We start from the raw sequence: 17,271 nt of genomic DNA, 5'->3' as shown, positions 1-17,271 counted from the left end.
ATACATTTTATTTACTTTTAAAACATTAATTTTAGTTTTTTAAACGCATTTATATGTTATGAGTAAACTTGTTTTAATGTCCAAATCTAAAATCGAAGAAAGTGTTGTTACACGCTCTGGTGAGTCTAAGTTTGGAGAACAAATAATTGTACTACCATCAATTACAAATATATACGACGACTTAATAAATTTAGACGTTAAGTATGTATTAATTGGTTTACCTGAAGATGTTGGCGTTTTTGCAAATCACGGTAAATCAGGAGCTTGCAATGCTTGGGATGCAACCATTAAAGTTTTGTTAAATACACAAAATAGCACGCTAAATCAAGCAACACAATTGTGTGTATTAGGTCATTTAGACTTTTCCGAAGAACAAGAACAGCTATCAAAATGGGATCAAAACAATGTAAAACACATAAAAAAAGCTAGAGCCTTAGTCTCTGAGATAGATAAAGAGGTAAGTAATCTAATTTACAATATTGTTAAAGCAGGTAAAATTCCAATTGTAATTGGAGGAGGACACAACAACGCTTACGGTAATATAAAAGGAACATCCTTAGCTTTAAACAAGAAAATAAACGTTGTTAATTTAGACGCCCATACAGATTTTCGAGCACTCGAAGGCAGGCATAGTGGAAATGGTTTTAGTTACGCTTTCGCGGAAGGATTCCTGAATCGCTATTTTATCTTCGGAATTCATAAAAACTACACGTCACAGAGTATTTTAAACGACACCTTAAACGCTGACAACAGCATAAAATATAATACATTTGAAGCTATTGAAGTTGAAAAAACCTTAGAATTTAAGTATGAAATGAAAGAAGCCTTAAGATATATTTCTAAAGGTACTTTTGGTATAGAGATAGATTGCGATGCTATTGCAAATATACCAAGTAGCGCACAAACGCCTTCTGGCTTTTCAGTAAATCAAGCACGACAATTCGTTCACTTTTTTGGTAGTAATCCATCCGTACAATATCTTCATATTTGTGAAGCTGCACCAACAAAAAAGACAGCCTCTCAAGTAGGTAAATTTATTACATATTTAATAACAGATTTTATTAGAGCTAATAGTAATTAATTATGGAAAATAGACTCAAATTAGAAAAAATTAGGCTTATTGTAACTATTGTAATATTCCTATATTTCTGTTTAATACTTTTAGCTTACTATTTTAAATTAGAATACCAATTTATTATGGTCATTGGTCAATTACTAACTATTCCTGCACTGTTAGGACTTGTTTTTATACCAATTTGGGCATTTATCGATAGCTTGCGAAAGAAAAACAACAATCAATCTACTTACATTTTAACCCTATTTATATCCTTAATAACAATGGCGATGCTATTAATTGCAAATTCTTATTCTAGCTAAAATGAGTTTAGAAATTATCCCATACAACAATAAGTATTCTCAAGATTTTTACAACCTAAATATAGAATGGCTAAAAACCTTTTTTTATGTAGAACCTTATGATGAAGAAGTGCTTTCTAATCCAGAAAAGTACATTATTAATACAGGAGGATTCATCTTTTTTGCTAAATTAAACAATACTATAGTTGGCACTTACGCTTTAATGCCATTGCCTAAACAAAACGCTTACGAACTAACAAAAATGGCAGTTTCACCAGAGCATAGAGGATTAAAAATTGGTCAGCAATTGCTGGAACATTGTATAGCTTTTGCAAAAAGAAAAGAATTTAACAGACTACTACTCTATTCTAGTACGAAGCTCGAAAATGCAATCTATTTATATAGAAAATTCGGGTTTGTAGAAATTGATGTTGAGGATAATTGTCTTTACCAACGTTGCGATATAAAGATGGAGTATTTTTTTAGGTAAGTTATAAACCTAAAGCCGCTATTCTCACAAAAACATTCTTACCAAGTTAGTTATATTTAAAATCTTATTAAAAGTAAGAACACCTAGAATTAGAAAAAAGAGTGTAACAAACCATATTAAAACTGTATTTGGTTTTTATTATTCTTTAAAGATAGCTACAATTTATATACTCTAGCAAATAAGCTCAATGCCTAATGTATTAACACTTTTATGTGTTTAGAAAAGGCTTCTTTTTTATACTTATAAATTCAACTTTACATACCAAAACCCATGTAAACATTCATAATACTGCTTTATAGACAAGGCTGTTTTAACTAATATTATTGGTAAAAAAAAAGCACTAAAGAGAACTTTAGTGCTTTTTTTATATAATTTATTTTAGCTTATTGCTTTAAAAATTTAAAGGAATGACCACTATTTAAACTCAAAAAATACAGATCGCTACTTAGATTTTTAACATCTATTTTTTCATTTTTAGAAATTTTCCCTTTCAATATTTCTGCACCCAAACTATTATAAATAGCATAGTTTGTTGTGTTAATTAATCCAGAAACGCTAATAAAATCACGTGAAGGATTTGGATACACTCTAAAACTTGATTGAAGATTAAAGCTACTTGTAGCTAAAGTTGGAAATTCATATTTTGAAATTCTGTTAGTATCAAATTCAGCTATATATAAACCACTCACACTTGCTACCAAGCCGTTTGGTGTAGTTACTGCAGTTACAACAGTAGCTTCTGGACTCCCACTAGAAATATCTATTTTTGAAATTTCATCTCCAATGTATTCAGCAATATATAAATTGTTTCCATTTAAAGATAAAGCTACTGGATAATTTAAGCCTGTAGTAACTACATCTGTCTTTACATAAGCAGGAGTAGAAATATCTATTTTAGACACTTTATTAGCACCAGACTCTGCTATAAACAACTCATTTGCAACACGCTCTATATCGAATGGAGCAGAAAGTCCTGATTTAACTAAAGATACTGTTGGAGAAACCATAGTTACATCTAATTTAGAAATACTATTTACTCCTAATTCGGCAAAGTATAAATCATTTCCAACAAATGTTAAACCTGAAGGTTGATTTAAACCTGTAACAACATCTATTAATACAGGTGAAGACAACGTAATATCAAATTTAGAAATTTTGTTAGCACCAGATTCAGCTATGTATAGAAAATTATCTTTAATAGCTAAACCCATTGGGTTAGTTAATCCAAAAATAACGTTAGACTTAGTTGTTGGAAATGGAGCTGTAACATCTATAACAGATATTAGTCCGTTATTAAATTCTGATACAAATAAATTATCTCCTGAAAGTGCTAATCTGTATGGATCTGCAGTACCTGTTGTTACAACAGTTGTTTGCGCAGTTAAAGACATAACAAAAAGCATCAAAATCGATGCAAAAGTAAAAGTAGATTTCATAATAGTAAGTTAGATTTGGTAATAATTTAGTAAATAGCGAATGCAAAACTAGTTAATTATTATTACTTTATCTAATATATTTAAATTGAAGTCTTTATTTCAAACGCTTCAACGAGTCTAACTCACGTTTTAAATGTTTAATTTCTTCAAGTTTTTTAATTGAATCTATTTTATGCTGTAGTGTTTCTATAGATAGGTCATCATCTGTTTTTTCTTCAAAAGGTTTAATGTTTATTCCGTTTAAGCTATCTCCAACTACATCAATAATTTTTGTATCCTCGACAAAATAATCTCCAATACCTTCGCTAGAACGCCAAGCTTCGCTTAATTGGTTATAAATCTCTTTTTCCCAACCACTTGGGTGTTTAACATCTATCCAAACTACATCTCTATATTCGCTATCAATTATAGCTAAATCTGGAGTTGCAGCACCATCAAAGTTATCTGAACCTTCTCTTATTGCAGAAATTGTTCCTATAAAAAAGAGTCTTCTACGTCCCGCAATATCCTTTATATATGGTCTAAACTCTACAGGCTTATTTACAGACCAATCGAATTCTTTACGAGATTCTATTACTTTTAAAGGCATTGCAGAAACGCCCGCATAACCTTGTTTTTTTGCTGCATGATCGTAGTAATATAATTTATCTGTTCCATCTGCAGGTACAAAAACACTATACGTTAAACTTGTGCGCTCATCTCCTACTGGTTCTAAACCAAACCAATGGTATAAACCACTGTAAGCACCTATTTTTGTATCTTCAAAATTAAAATCGGTTACGAATGGTTGTTGGTTTTGGTCATCTGCTAAATCTGGAATCTTAACAGCTGTCTCCATATTCCAAGGTAATGGATCGCTAAACCCACCTAAGAACTTTAAAGATTCTGCCTGTAAGCGCGATATTTTTTCTGCTAATGTATTTTGCTTGGTTAGAAAAGGAAAGTTTTTCATTTCGTCTGGAGCTATATATTTTCCTTTTCCAATAGTAATACGTTCTAAATAATCGTTAGCATCGTGTTCACCATTTTCTATAAGCATAACACCTCCAAAAGAAGGATAAGGAAAAAAGAACCCTTTCCATTTTATTAAACTAACTACTTCTACCCATTGTCCTGTATCATTTTTCATGTAAAACGTATCGCTTGGTTCGTAATTAACAAGCATCCAAGGATTAAAACGTTGTACAACCGCATTGTATGTGTTTCTACTAAATTTTAGAGACTCACCAATGGAGAATGTTACAGGAATTCTATTCTCGTTAGAAAAGCGTGGAAATGGCGTTGTACTCGATACAGAAAACACCTCTTCGGTATTATCTCGCATTCCTTGCCAATAATATTTTTCGGTAGGTTGAATTGCCATTGTCCATTTATTTTCTCCATCTACGCGAACTAAATGTGGTAATGAAACATCTTTTGTTTCACCAACACTTTCATTTCCCATAGAATGAATATTTTTTAATGGCTGAATGCGTTCATTTTGTGTTAATGGTAATTCAGAAATATTAACCTTATTTAAATCGTTGAAGACATTATACGTTTTCATATAGTCGTATAATTCCATTTTCCATCCCACAAAATATAAGGCTCCAAAAAACACTCCCATAATTGCAAGCATAAAAATACGTTTCCCTGTAGACGCTTGCTTTCTAAAAGTTCTTAACCCAAAGAAAAGTACTATAACACAAAGTAATATTATGAATATAAATTTTCTTACAAACAGTAAAGCTGGTTGGTAATCATCTCGCATAAAAAATAATAATCCAATTATTATTAAACTTAAAACAATTACTATTCGCTTTTGTTTCCCTCCTTTATTCCAGTAATTTTTTATCATAACATTTCCTGCGTAGGCAGGAATCTCTTTTTAATTAAACTTATATTTTTTTTCCACGAATGACACAAATTTTCACTTATCTTACGTGATTACTCTTGTTTTCTTTGACACAGATTACACTGATTTTCACAGATTGTTCGTGATTACTCATGTGTTGGTTGCTACTATTATTTTACGAATTTAATTGCTAATGTTCAACTTACTCTTCACTCTTCACTCTTAATTCTTCTCTCTTTTAACTAATCTACAAATGCCCTTTATCCTTTAACCTTTGTCTAGCACTCTTCTTTGGTGCTTCTGGTTCTTTAATTTCTTTTTTTGCTTCTTGTATCGCTTCAGTATCTTTTGTTTCTAGATCTTTTATAAAATCTTTTCCTTTTTCTACAGTATCTTTTACAGCATCTACTAAAGAGTCTCCTTTTTCGTCTAATACTTCAGACGATTTAAAGACGAAATTTGCTAAATAAGTTCCAACTAAAGTACCCGAAATACTTGCTACAAATAATTGTATTGTATAAACATCTATTGGTATAATAAACCTAAGTATTATTATTCCTAATAAAAACAAAACACCAATATAAACCAAACGCATTAAGAATGATTGCTGGTATAGAAAGCCTTTTTTACTTCCTGTCTTAATTTGAAGTTCTTTTGAATAAAATAATTTATTAAAAAAACTATATACTTTATTAGATTTAGATTCTCTCCAATACAATACAATTCCGAAAAGAATTGAGGCTATAAATATTATTATCTCTATTGTCATAGTTTTGCTTTGTTTGAAGCTTCAAGTTAGAAATTATAAGTTTCATACTCTTGCTAGTTAATCTTTAATTTGCTGTTTTTTATTCCTGACTTCAAAGGATTTGAAAACTACATTTATTTTATAATAAATTTAGATATTATTACTAATCTCCTGGATTACCCACTCCTTTAATGAAGTATTCCAAGTATCGTACGTTTTATAAAACTGTTCTTTATCATACCAGTATAAAAATAAAACATCTTTGGCAGAAACATTAATTAATAGCTTCCAAATTAAATCTTGATGTTTTGCGTCTAACGACGAATGTGGTTTATGCAGCGCTTCAAAAAACTTTAAATCTACAATATCAGAAATTTTATATTCGTTACTAACTTCAAGTTTTTCAAGATAACGCTCAACACTCATTACTCGTTTTCTATCTTCAATTGGCAACTTATTTAAATAACTCTTAGTTAATACTTTATCATTTAAAATAGCTATAAATGAATGTTGCGGATTTTTTATAGTCTCTGCAAAAACAAACTTTTTAATACGCTCGTATCGTTCTGTTTTTACTTCAACTTCAAGATCACATTCTATAATAACATGATCTCTTAACTTATCCATTAATTCTGGTTGTAAAATATGATAAATCAACACGTCGTGCGTTGTATCTTTTATGGCTTCTTTATGCCATTTTTTATCCTCGAAAACTACAATTTCTTTTATAAAATCTCTTAGCACATAAACACCTCCAAATGCCTTTGTATAAAAGGAATTGGTAGTATACTGAAGTTCGTGCAATTCTAAATCTCTATGCCTTAAATCGCCATAAGTTATAGCCGATTTTAATAGTTGAGCATGTAATGTTTCATCTATAAAATTATTGCCTTGTTTAAATTTATGAATAAGATCTAATTGTTCTTTTCTAACATTATCTAAGTTATCAATTAAATGAAAACTAATATTTACTGTATCGTATTTTAAAACATCTAAAGGCTCGTAAAACGCATCAATATTTTGGTCGAAATCTATGCAAATGGCGCTATCTCGTGTAATATTATTAATCTTTGCTTCGTGAGTTTTAAAAATATATTGCATCATTTCACGATCGAAAGTATGAAACGGAACATATACAGGTTTCCCTTTTTGTAAAGGAGAAATTATTATAGCATGCGGATTTGCTTCACCATTATTTAAATAATGTAAAGTCTTTTTTTCTTCAGCAATCTCTGGACTCCATCCCTTTCCATCTATAGAAAATATTTTTAGTTTAGTTGGCATAAATCCAAGCTTTACTAAGCATTTATTATAACGTTCTACTAATTTTCCACTAATTGGAATAAGTTCGCTTCTGTATAGATTTGCTTCTTTTAGTTTTTGCATCTTGTTTCCGCAAAAGCGGTAATCTTTAATTTTATTTCATTGAGATTCTTAGTCCTTAAACTGAGAATAGAATATTAATTATACTAAATTATTAATCTGTGCATATTGTAATAATATTATGGTTTTTGCATCAATAATTTCTCCAGTTTCAATTTTTTGAAATGCCTCTTTAAATGGCATTTCTAAAACTTCAATATCTTCCTGTTCACTTTCTAAACCACCACCTTTACTTACTTTCATTTCATCGGTATACTCTGCGACAAAATAGTATAGTTTTTCGGTTAAAGCTCCGGGTGAAGAGTAGGCTTCATAAATTTTCTTTACTTCTTTTATTCTATAACCCGTTTCTTCTTCAGTTTCCCTAATAATGCACTTTTCAGGACTATCTACATCTAACATTCCAGCACATGATTCTATAACAAAACCTGGTTTACAACCATTTAAAAAAGCAGAAATTCTAAATTGTTTTACTAAAATTACCGTCTTCTTTTTTTTATTATATAATAGAATTGTAGCACCATCACCGCGATTGTAAGATTCTCTTTTTTTATGAACCCAATTACCTGCGCTCATTTTATAATCGAATGCGATTTCACTTAACTTTGCCCATCCTTTATGCAACGTTTCGTCTACTATATTTTTTATTCTATTTGTCACTTCTATTTTAGTTTTTTCTAATTACCAAACGTTTCTCTTGCCTTTAAATCAATATTCATTTGGTTTACTTTTGCATCAACTTTACGTTTAAAGTCTGTATCTGCAATGGTTGCCACGTTATCTAAGTAACGTACAACTTCTTGTCTTCTAATCTCTGAAAAGTTTAAACCTTTCATATTTCCTTTCATTAGTTCTTGAAGCATATTAAATTTTGTTTCGTAATTCTGCTTAAAGTAAACCTCAGGTTTATCGAACCAATCTTGTTCTAAATCGAAATCTGTTAAACGTAACGAAATTGCAGATTGAATGTTTCTAACATCTCTAGAAGAGAAGAATGGAAATATTTTTTGAATCTCTTTATATAAGCCTGCGTAGAATAAATGATCGTTTGTACTATGCAATTTTTCGGCCTTGTCATAAGCTTCTAAAACTCTCACTTCACTTGGTTTTTCGACACTATTCAAAATATCTCCCATGTTTTTAGCTAAGCCTTGATCTTTTAGATATTCGTAATCTTTTGGACTTGACATATTTACGAAATCTGGCATTGTTTTCTCCAATTTTCTCCACCATAAATGATCTTGATCTAAGAAATCGTGCTCTGTTCGTGCTCCATCAATTTTAAAACGACCTTGCACGCGAGAGATTATCGCTTTATCTAACATTTCTGGCAAATTGGTAAATAATCCAATAGAACTATTACCATAATTTACTGCGTAAGCTCCTTCTGTGTAACGAAGAAAAACACCTATAACCTCTTTTACACCAGCTGATACACCTTGTGCTGTACGTTCTTGTAAATTATTCTCTGCATCATCAATAGGTGCAAAAATTAATTTTGAAGGATCTTGCATTGGCTTCATCCATTCTACCATTTTTTCGGCAGATCCACCTTGAAAGGTACTAATTAAAGTATCTGGCATTGGATGAAATAAAAACGGAATATCTAAATTATCTGCATGTTCTTTTAATCGTGTAGCGATTGCTGCAATTAACATACTTTTTCCTGTACCTGGAATACCATAACCCATGAAAACTGGCATGAAACCACCAAGTTCTTGAAATGGATTCTTTTTTACCTCGAAATCGTAACTCAGCATACGCTCAGTTAAACGTCTTGCAAAGTGTTTTGCATCTCTGTTACCTACAATTTGCTCGAACTTAATTTTATTAAATTCAATGCTTTTTGCAGTTCCAGAAAACACATTATCCCAACCTGAAATTGCAAACTCACTATTTTCTAGTTTATAGGTTCTATCTATAATAGTTTCGGTGTATTCTAAGCTACTTTTACGTAGTTGAATTTCGGCTATTAAAGCTTCATAATATACTACCGTAAAGTCAATGACGTCTTTATCTGTTTTTACAATATCTGGATGCCCTAAATATTTATCGTAATAAAACAAACTACAAGCAATTCCTTTTAGAGGCGTAATAAAAGAGACTTCTGGTAAGCCAGCGAATTTCTGTTTCATAACAGATAAATCGTCTGATGCCAATGGTTTTAAATTATGAAGAATATTGTAAGCCATAGCAAACAACATAAATGCTGTAGAGGTATGCATCTTACTTTCATATTCTCGTTTTCCGTTAGAATCTAAACTAGATTTACGCTCATTTAAGTTTGATAATCCTGAACCATCATAATAACTATCTTTTACCCAAATACCTAAAGCAATACCTTCTTGCACAGCAAAAAGCGTTTGGTTTAAATGCACAGGAATAGCGATAGAATCTGGTAATAATCGCTTTTTTAAAGCTAAAATTGTTTTAGAAACCGAAGTAATTTCTGTAGCTCCACTTCCATTATTTGCTCTTGACAAATACAATAAAATAGATTCGTCTTTTGCGTCTTTATCTTTATTTTTGGCTCTTGCTCCTTGTTCCCATTGTATACTTTTAAGATAACCACTTGCTTCGTCGCGAAGCATGTCTAGTTCATTCTTTTTTATTGGGAAAGTTGAGTTGTGTTCCATGTTTTTTTAGTATTCTATATTACTATATCTTGATTTAAAATGTTGAACTATAATATTTATAATAGCTACATTCTTTAATAATTAATTTATGAAATTCTGTGTCAGAATAATTTTCTTTAAGCAATTTAAAGCCTTTACTTTTAGGTAATTCTATGTCAGAATATTTACTTATCGTCATTGTGTAAACATCATTTGATCCTTCATTATAATATTTATTTAATTCGCATTTTGCAATTAAATAGCTACATCTTGCATTTAACTCATTATCGTTAGACATGTCAATTGTTTGTTGATAATATTTGTGTGCTGTTTTACTAGTCTCAAAATAAAGCTTTCCGTAATTAGTAAGATTATACAAATTGTAACCCGATTGCTTTTGTATTACATCAGATCCTACTTTAGTTTCTCTATAATTATCATCTGCATAACTTATATAATTATAATCACAACAATTAGAATTTCTACCTGATATTAAACCTCTGTAATAGCCAGTATTTGAGATGTTATAATAGTAGTTTGCTAGTAAATAGTTTGCTAATTTAGCTTCGCTTTGTTTAGTGCCTTTAGTTAACTGTATTAATTCTAGTAAATTACTTGCCAATTGTTTTTTAGTAAAGCTAGGTTTTATAAAAGAAAACAGTTTGGCTTTATACACTTTATCGACCATAACTTTTTCCTCTTCACAATCAAAACATTCCTTAATATTATTACTAAAAATAGTATCCGGAATATAAGCATTACTTAAATAGCTACTACTTTTATTAAAGTAAACTACAGCTTGTTCTGGGTTTGCGTTATATAAGTAATAAATCCCTTTCTGAACATTTATATAATCTATAAAATTTGTGTTCTCTGAAGCTTGGTTTAGTAATTGGGTTTCAAAAGCGCTTTTGTTTTGCTTATAATAAAAATCATTTAAGGCATTTAAAAGTTGTAATGAACTTGTATTAACAAGTACATCTAAATTATTATGAACCAAAAAAGCTTTTGCTAATTCACCATTTTTATAATAAGTATGTGCAATTTTATCTAAAATAAAATTTCTGAAATCATCATTTTCTGAATCATTTACCCAGTCATTAGTATCATTTATAGGGTAGTCTTTAAGTACTTTATAAATATAATCCTCATCCTTTGACTTAATACTATCCCAACTAAAAACCTCATAAATTATTGACAGTACCTTTTTTTGATTGGAAAACGAATTAACTTCTGCTAATTTAATTTTTGCCTTTTCTAAATCCTTGTTTATAAAAGACAAATAAGAACTTGATATTTTCCAAAAATCTTTGTTTTTAATATTAGCTGCATTTGCTTGCTGTTCTGCTATTAGCAATAGTTTGTCTCGTTTTTTATCTTCTTCTAAATATGGAAGTGTTTTATTATCTAAACCAATATGTTTTGGCCAAACATTACGCTCTACATTGCTTAAAGCACGCATAAACAATAACTCTACTCTATTATCATTATTATCAAGTTTGATAAATTTATTTATATTATTAATTTCGTCAGAAAACCCTCTTAGACTTTTAATAAGTAACAAATCTTTTTCGTCTTCAATATTTTTAAAAAAAGATTTTCCTTCTGCACTTTTATTAGAACAAAAGTTAAAACTTAGGTACGCAGATTTTTTTCTATCAATACTATTATTAAGTACTTTAGTAAACAAATAGGCAGCTTTATCATATTTTTTAATAGAATAGTAACAACCTGCTACTTGATCTACTATATAATAGTAAATTTCGTTTTTAGGTAACTTACCTTCAATAGTTGACTCATAAAATTGCACAGCCTCATTCCATGATTTAGAGTAATGGAGAATTCTAATAATCTGATAATAATATCTTGCTTTTAACTGTTGGTTTTTTTCTGTTTTAAGTAGTGTATTTAATTCGGTTAATAATTCCGTTTTATCAATACTTTTATCTTTTAAAATTACATCGTAATCCCATGAGTTACTATTGTTTCTATAGTTAAAACTGGTACTACATTTTTTAGCAAAATCAATATATAATTTTGCTCTTTTTTCTAATTCTGTAGTCTTACTACTCCAATCAAAATGGTCCGATTTATAAATAGCATCTGTTACCTCTTGATTAGTCCAGCCTTTTAAAATTGTATTCCATAAGCTTATATTTCCTTTTGGGTAAACAATTGTTCTATCTTCATTATAGTATGTGTCTTCTTCTCCATAAAAAGTATCATCTTCATCTCTTAAAAAAGGATAATAGGCTTCTGCAGAAATATTTGTTTGCTCAAATAGGTTATAAAATTGCATCCAGTCATACCATTCTCCACCTCCACAGTAAAACATGTTTTCATTCCCTTTATCTATTTTAGCAAATAAACTAAATGAAATTAGTACAAAAAGATATTTTAATGTGCTTTTCATAATTGTTTTAACATTGACTTTAGATTAATGTTTGATAATGAGTTTTGATCTAAATGATAAATAATTAGCTCATTAACATCAAGTTTACTGTCTTTAATTGTTTTATATGAATTTATTACTTCTGTTTCATTTAACTCTTCAATTTTCAAGTTATAACCTTTACTTAAATAAAAACCCTTATAAAGTGTGTCTTTAACAACCTGAAAATTAGTTTTATCTACTTTTTTAAAATGAAAATCTGATTCTAAAACTGAACGATCTGAATCTTTAATTAGCTTTATTTGGTTATCGTTATTAAACACAACCGTTTGCGAAAACAATGGTAAAGCAATATTTAATTTTAAAGGGTAAGTTGATTCTGGATTAATATACTGTTTGACTATGTTGTTTTCTAAAATTGAATTTTGTTTTTGGTCTTTTAAATCTCCAATATTGTAGACCATTAACGTACCACTTTGTACTGGCGGAACTCCTGTTTTATCTTTAAATTTTATTTGATGCAATCTAATGGTTGCGTTAATGCTATACTCTGTATTTAATGATTCTAAAAGTTTAAAATAAGCGTTTTTACTGCTTTCTGTCCAATCGCAATCTATTTGAATTTCTGTTATTTTTTTATTAAAATGCTTTTGACTTATTTGATTTATAAGTGTTTTAATTCTGTTTGACAAACTATTGATATTTAAGTCTTTAGTTTTAAATATTTTATTTGAAATAAAAACAACAGGAATAATTTTAAAATCTTTATACTGTTTTGCAACGTCTTGTAAAACGTATGTTGGGAAAACACCATCGCTTTGCCAGTTAGATTTTTGGGTCGATTCTATATCAAAATAATGTAAGTAAATAGCATTGGATTGTGCTATATTTATTGCTGTTTCATATTGTTTTGAAAAAACTGCTTTTGTTTTCCAATGGTAAAAGGACGCTTTTTTTGATGCTTTTTCTTGACAAGAAAAAAACAATACAAACAAAAATAAAATAGAAAAAGTTGTCTTTGTTTTCATATAATTTTATCTATTCTTATCTGTTTTTTATTTTATACATATCGATTTATTTACTCTACTTTTTATATATTTTTCATTTTTAAATCTGCGACTTGAAAAGGTGGTTTTGCCAGCTTGTTCATAATTTCAGGATTCTTATTGTATAATAATTGAATGATGCGATGTGGTGCAAATACATAATTTTGTTTTACAACATCGCTCCATTTTTGTAATGTTTGTTTAGAAAAATAACCACCTTCGGTAAATTCGCTACCAGAAAATACTTCGTCTATTTTAAAGGATAGCGCATAAGATTCTAAAGGCACCTCTTTTTTAGCAATACTTTCTAAAATACTGTGTGTTAAAATGTTTTCGTCTTTGGCAAAAATATTATGAAATGGCCCTAAATCTATACGTTTTATGTGTTTTGGTTTTAAGTTTTTTAAGCGTCTGTCTATACCATAAGCCATAGTGTCTAGTGCCATTTTTCTATCTGCTACGGTTTTTAGAACCTCGTAAATTTCTTCTTTTTGGTCTTCAGGATTTTTCCCGTCGAAATAGAAATACATAAAGCACACAAATGGTCTGTTTAAAGACACATCGTAAAAGCTCCAACTTACCATATATTCTGCTTGGCTTCCTGCTGCTGCTTGTATAATTTTACCTTGTACAAAACGATTAAAAATATACTTTTGTTCTACAGATGTATAGTAAACAATTGATGCTGCTTGAAAAAGTTTATCGCGTCTTATAGGCTCTTTTTTATGCATTAACTGCGTTAGGAATTCTTCTTGTAATTCGGAAACGTCTTTTAACTTGTCTAAATAATTATCTCTTAATGACAAGTCGTTATATAGATAACGAAACTCTAAATAATTTGGAAAACCAGATTCTGTTACATCAATTTTCATGTTATCCTCTTCGTCGTACATGTATTTTACACGCATGGCTTCTATGGAATACAACAGCAAATCGCAATATTGCTTAAAATAGGTCATCTCATGTTCTGTACACAGCTTATTAAATTGTACACTTGTAATGAGTTCTTTTAAGGCAAAATCTACTTTTTTATGATAGAACACGTATTGTTCTTTACTGTCTAAAACAGCAGAATCTAATGGTGTTACTATGTGATTTAATGACATTTCTTTTCTTTTGACACGAATTACACTAATTTAAACTACTCTTTATGTGATTATCCCTGACTTAAAGACACGGATTTTTACAGATTTTCACGGATGACTTACTCTTATAATTGTTTTACTTGAGTGCGTGCGTTAAGGATTGTAGCGGCATCCTTTTTGTTTTTTCTACAAAAAGATATAGCGGAAAGCCTGACCTACTTTTGCTATTGTAAGCAAAAGTAGGAAACGTCATAATGCTTCTCGATACATTTTTTTTGTGCCTCAAAAATCACTCGACGTGACAATTACCCTAATAAATCGTCGTCGCTAGACTCTTCTTTTTTTGGAGCTGGAGCGGCATCACCTTCACCAGAAGGTGCGTTTGCATCTGCCGCGTAATAGTCTTCGAACATTTCTTTCATGTCGATACCGTAACGCTCTGCAAAGTTCTTTTGGATGTCGCTATCTTTTGCTCTAATCTCTTGTAAAGCCTCTGCGTAACTACCATAAACGCCTTGCATAACTTTTTCGTGAACTGGAATATTATCCATCATTTCTTGTCTTGCTTTAGCACTTGCAGTATGCATAGACGCTAATGTTGCACCAATATGCTCATCGGTTTTAACACCTAAATGTTCTAAAATAGCAGCAAATTCTTGATCTGTTCTTGCTTTTAATGCCACAACATAACCGTCGTAATATTTAAGACGCTCGTCTGTATCACTCTTTAATTTTGCACGATGCGTTTGTAAGTTTGAACGTAAAGATGTTAATACTTTAATAGTTAAGTTATGCTTGTGTACGAAACTATCTTTTGAGGCTGCTAATGTTGTATAAGCATTTTTAAGACCTTCTAATTCTTCTACTTTTTGCTCTAATGTTGTTACTTTAGATAAAGCTTCTGAATATTCTGCTGATTGCTTATCTGAAACATCTTCTAGTGCTTGACGCGCTTGTTTTAGTAAAGCGTATTGCTCTTCTAGCTTATCTTCTGTCTCTTTCTTTTTCTCTAATGCTTTTGTATGGTTTTTAGAAGCCTCTACAATAGCATCTTTAAGTTTCTCTTCTACTTCTTTTATTTCTACTTCACGGTTTTTTAAACGTGTTACAGCTGCTTGAGATTTGTATGATAATTCGCTTAAAAGTGTTTGAATATCTGCACTTTCAATACGTTCCTGAAACATTGCCTTGGCTTTATTATCTGCACCTGCACGTACTTTCTCGGCTTCTTTTAGAGACGTTTCTGCTGCTTTAATTTTGCTTTTTCTTCCCCAAAGGTTATTCCACCAAGTGTCTGGTTTGTTTAGAGCATCTTCTAATTCTATTTTTTTACGTTCTAATGCTTTTTGAGCATCGTCAATAACTTTTTGTTCCTTTTCGTTAAGTGAAGAAAAACGTTCGAAAAGAATACCAACTTCGTCTTGATAGTCTGTTAAATCTTTAATCGCATCCAAAAGTGTTGATCTGTCTTTTTCGGCCATATCCACAACATCGTCTAAAGTTGCGTTAAGGATTTTCTGGCGACTTTCGGGATCGTCTTCTTGGGCTAGCTTAGATTTCATGGTATCTATTGCTTTTCCCCAATTAACATCTACTTTTTCGGTTTTCTCTTGAGAATTCGTTTCTAATAAGTCAAAATCATCAGCCATTGGATATATCGTGTTTTAAAGTTGTACGTTATTTTGAATAAGCAATTTCGTTAAAAAATCTAACTTTTAAAATAAATTACCTACTTATATGTGGTAACTTTTATTTAAATGTTACAATTTTATTATACGAAATAAAGAAATTACCTTTAACCAAAATTATAATTTAATTAAAATAGAAATGAAACACTACCTTATTATTGCTTTAATCATCTGCATTTCAGCTTGTAAAAACGATACACAAACAACGATATTAGATAACACACCTGATAACGAATCTGTTATTTCTCAATTAAAGATTACACCTATTGAGCACGCTACGATGGTTTTAGAGTATAACGGAAAAACTATTTATGTAGATCCAACAGGTGGAAAAGAAGCTTTTGAAGGTTTTCCAAAAGCCGACTATGTATTAATTACAGATATACATAGTGACCATATGCACCTAAAGACTTTAGAGGGTTTAAGCTTAAACAATGCTCAAATTATTGCGCCAGAGGCTGTTTACGAATTACTTCCAAAAGACTTTAGAAAGCATACAAATGCTATGATTAATGGTAGCAAAGTGGATTATGATGTTTTTTCTGTGGAAGCTATACCTATGTATAACTTACGAGATGAAGCTTTAAAATACCATCCTAAAGGCAGAGGAAATGGTTATGTTTTGACTTTTGGAAAAGAACGTGTTTATATTTCTGGTGATACTGAAGACATTTCGGAAATGCGTGAACTTAAAAATATAGACAAAGCTTTTATTTGTATGAATTTACCGTATACTATGACAGTTGAAAATGCAGCTAAAGCAGTTCTAGATTTTAAACCAAAGCAAGTTTACCCATATCATTACCGTGGTACTGAAGGCTATAGTGATATTGAAAAATTTAAGTCTATTATTAATGAGAACTCAAAAGCTATTGAGGTTACCGAATTAAATTGGTATCCAAATATTAGCAAAAAGTAATTAGTAATTTATATATTTGATATTATCAAGCGAAAAATAATCATGACAACAACATTAATTGAAGTATTTCCTATAATTTTACTTGTTGTCGTAGTCGCTATTATTTTTTTCGTCCCTCTTTTTAAGCAAGAAATTAAGTTTTTTAAAGGTTTAAAAGCTCTTGAGGCTCAAGATAAAAAGATACAAGAAATGGATGATAAACAAAAGAACAACGTTGAGTATAACGATTTTACCGATGGACATTTGTATCAAAAATAAATTTTAAAAGCATAAAAAAAG

The 17,271-nt window shown here is 30.2% G+C and carries 15 protein-coding genes; 5 read left to right on the top strand and 10 right to left on the bottom strand.

All coding sequences use genetic code 11. The annotated features are described in order from the left end of the window. Nucleotides 1-76 precede the first annotated feature (76 nt). The 3 genes from ASC44_RS01260 to ASC44_RS01250 are packed head-to-tail and all read left to right on the top strand — an operon-like array spanning nucleotide 77 to nucleotide 1,846. The gene (locus ASC44_RS01260; RefSeq protein WP_241491386.1) at nucleotides 77-1,081 is read left to right on the top strand and encodes a formimidoylglutamase; all 1,005 of its coding nucleotides are present in this window, start codon (nucleotides 77-79) and stop codon (nucleotides 1,079-1,081) included. A 2-nt stretch (nucleotides 1,082-1,083) separates the two neighbouring features. Continuing rightward, on the top strand, nucleotides 1,084-1,377 hold the full coding sequence (locus tag ASC44_RS01255; RefSeq protein WP_055445814.1) for a hypothetical protein: 294 nt from the start codon (nucleotides 1,084-1,086) through the stop codon (nucleotides 1,375-1,377). Nucleotide 1,378: 1 nt separating this feature from the next. Continuing rightward, nucleotides 1,379-1,846, top strand: coding sequence for a GNAT family N-acetyltransferase (locus ASC44_RS01250; protein WP_055445813.1), 468 nt, complete (start codon nucleotides 1,379-1,381; stop codon nucleotides 1,844-1,846). A 383-nt stretch (nucleotides 1,847-2,229) separates the two neighbouring features. On the opposite strand, the gene ASC44_RS01245 is transcribed toward ASC44_RS01250, so the two are convergent. The 10 genes from ASC44_RS01245 to ASC44_RS01200 form a co-directional block, all read right to left on the bottom strand. Beyond that, the gene (locus tag ASC44_RS01245; protein ID WP_083476216.1) at nucleotides 2,230-3,282 is read right to left on the bottom strand and encodes a T9SS type A sorting domain-containing protein; all 1,053 of its coding nucleotides are present in this window, start codon (nucleotides 3,280-3,282) and stop codon (nucleotides 2,230-2,232) included. Between the two features lie 94 nt (nucleotides 3,283-3,376). Continuing rightward, complete coding sequence (locus ASC44_RS01240) at nucleotides 3,377-5,119, bottom strand: hypothetical protein (protein ID WP_055445811.1); 1,743 nt, start codon at nucleotides 5,117-5,119, stop codon at nucleotides 3,377-3,379. Between the two features lie 244 nt (nucleotides 5,120-5,363). Next, on the bottom strand, nucleotides 5,364-5,885 hold the full coding sequence (locus ASC44_RS01235; protein ID WP_055445810.1) for a hypothetical protein: 522 nt from the start codon (nucleotides 5,883-5,885) through the stop codon (nucleotides 5,364-5,366). A 129-nt stretch (nucleotides 5,886-6,014) separates the two neighbouring features. Further along, a complete protein-coding gene (locus tag ASC44_RS01230; RefSeq protein WP_055445809.1) occupies nucleotides 6,015-7,250 on the bottom strand; it encodes a DUF6638 family protein in 1,236 nt (411 codons plus the stop codon). A 78-nt stretch (nucleotides 7,251-7,328) separates the two neighbouring features. Then, entirely contained in the window at nucleotides 7,329-7,907 is a 579-nt protein-coding gene (locus ASC44_RS01225) for an NUDIX domain-containing protein (RefSeq protein ID WP_055445808.1), read from the bottom strand. Nucleotides 7,908-7,924: 17 nt separating this feature from the next. Beyond that, nucleotides 7,925-9,883: an AAA family ATPase gene (locus tag ASC44_RS01220; protein ID WP_055445807.1), complete on the bottom strand. Its 1,959-nt coding sequence runs from the start codon at nucleotides 9,881-9,883 to the stop codon at nucleotides 7,925-7,927. Nucleotides 9,884-9,917: 34 nt separating this feature from the next. Beyond that, nucleotides 9,918-12,275, bottom strand: coding sequence for a hypothetical protein (locus ASC44_RS01215; RefSeq protein WP_055445806.1), 2,358 nt, complete (start codon nucleotides 12,273-12,275; stop codon nucleotides 9,918-9,920). Beyond that, nucleotides 12,272-13,282: a hypothetical protein gene (locus ASC44_RS01210; RefSeq protein WP_055445805.1), complete on the bottom strand. Its 1,011-nt coding sequence runs from the start codon at nucleotides 13,280-13,282 to the stop codon at nucleotides 12,272-12,274. Before ASC44_RS01210 ends, ASC44_RS01215 begins: the two co-directional genes overlap by 4 nt. A gap of 62 nt (nucleotides 13,283-13,344) precedes the next feature. Continuing rightward, entirely contained in the window at nucleotides 13,345-14,406 is a 1,062-nt protein-coding gene (locus ASC44_RS01205; protein ID WP_055445804.1) for a hypothetical protein, read from the bottom strand. A gap of 284 nt (nucleotides 14,407-14,690) precedes the next feature. Next, nucleotides 14,691-16,034 (bottom strand): coiled-coil domain-containing protein, encoded by a 1,344-nt coding sequence (locus ASC44_RS01200; RefSeq protein WP_055445803.1) that lies wholly within the window; start codon nucleotides 16,032-16,034, stop codon nucleotides 14,691-14,693. Nucleotides 16,035-16,212: 178 nt separating this feature from the next. On the opposite strand from ASC44_RS01200, the gene ASC44_RS01195 reads away from it, so the two are divergent. Together ASC44_RS01195 and ASC44_RS01190 are read left to right on the top strand one after the other, a co-directional pair. Then, nucleotides 16,213-16,992: an MBL fold metallo-hydrolase gene (locus tag ASC44_RS01195; protein WP_055445802.1), complete on the top strand. Its 780-nt coding sequence runs from the start codon at nucleotides 16,213-16,215 to the stop codon at nucleotides 16,990-16,992. Between the two features lie 42 nt (nucleotides 16,993-17,034). Further along, nucleotides 17,035-17,250: a hypothetical protein gene (locus tag ASC44_RS01190; protein WP_055445801.1), complete on the top strand. Its 216-nt coding sequence runs from the start codon at nucleotides 17,035-17,037 to the stop codon at nucleotides 17,248-17,250. The last annotated feature ends 21 nt before the right edge of the window (nucleotides 17,251-17,271 follow it).

This window comes from Lacinutrix mariniflava, assembly GCF_001418015.1.
Taxonomy (GTDB): domain Bacteria; phylum Bacteroidota; class Bacteroidia; order Flavobacteriales; family Flavobacteriaceae; genus Lacinutrix; species Lacinutrix mariniflava.
Note: the sequence above shows the minus strand (reverse complement) of the source record. Positions and strands in the feature narration are given on the sequence as shown.

Bases quoted from the DNA above. Each gene is read 5' to 3' on its own strand.
- ASC44_RS01240 (WP_055445811.1), bottom strand. From the start codon at position 5,119: ATGATAAAAAATTACTGGAATAAAGGAGGGAAACAAAAGCGAATAGTA.
- ASC44_RS01255 (WP_055445814.1), top strand. From the start codon at position 1,084: ATGGAAAATAGACTCAAATTAGAAAAAATTAGGCTTATTGTAACTATT.
- ASC44_RS01215 (WP_055445806.1), bottom strand. From the start codon at position 12,275: ATGAAAAGCACATTAAAATATCTTTTTGTACTAATTTCATTTAGTTTA.
- ASC44_RS01195 (WP_055445802.1), top strand. From the start codon at position 16,213: ATGAAACACTACCTTATTATTGCTTTAATCATCTGCATTTCAGCTTGT.
- ASC44_RS01245 (WP_083476216.1), bottom strand. From the start codon at position 3,282: ATGAAATCTACTTTTACTTTTGCATCGATTTTGATGCTTTTTGTTATG.
- ASC44_RS01210 (WP_055445805.1), bottom strand. From the start codon at position 13,282: ATGAAAACAAAGACAACTTTTTCTATTTTATTTTTGTTTGTATTGTTT.
- ASC44_RS01230 (WP_055445809.1), bottom strand. From the start codon at position 7,250: ATGCAAAAACTAAAAGAAGCAAATCTATACAGAAGCGAACTTATTCCA.
- ASC44_RS01190 (WP_055445801.1), top strand. From the start codon at position 17,035: ATGACAACAACATTAATTGAAGTATTTCCTATAATTTTACTTGTTGTC.
- ASC44_RS01220 (WP_055445807.1), bottom strand. From the start codon at position 9,883: ATGGAACACAACTCAACTTTCCCAATAAAAAAGAATGAACTAGACATG.
- ASC44_RS01260 (WP_241491386.1), top strand. From the start codon at position 77: ATGTCCAAATCTAAAATCGAAGAAAGTGTTGTTACACGCTCTGGTGAG.
- ASC44_RS01205 (WP_055445804.1), bottom strand. From the start codon at position 14,406: ATGTCATTAAATCACATAGTAACACCATTAGATTCTGCTGTTTTAGAC.
- ASC44_RS01250 (WP_055445813.1), top strand. From the start codon at position 1,379: ATGAGTTTAGAAATTATCCCATACAACAATAAGTATTCTCAAGATTTT.
- ASC44_RS01200 (WP_055445803.1), bottom strand. From the start codon at position 16,034: ATGGCTGATGATTTTGACTTATTAGAAACGAATTCTCAAGAGAAAACC.
- ASC44_RS01235 (WP_055445810.1), bottom strand. From the start codon at position 5,885: ATGACAATAGAGATAATAATATTTATAGCCTCAATTCTTTTCGGAATT.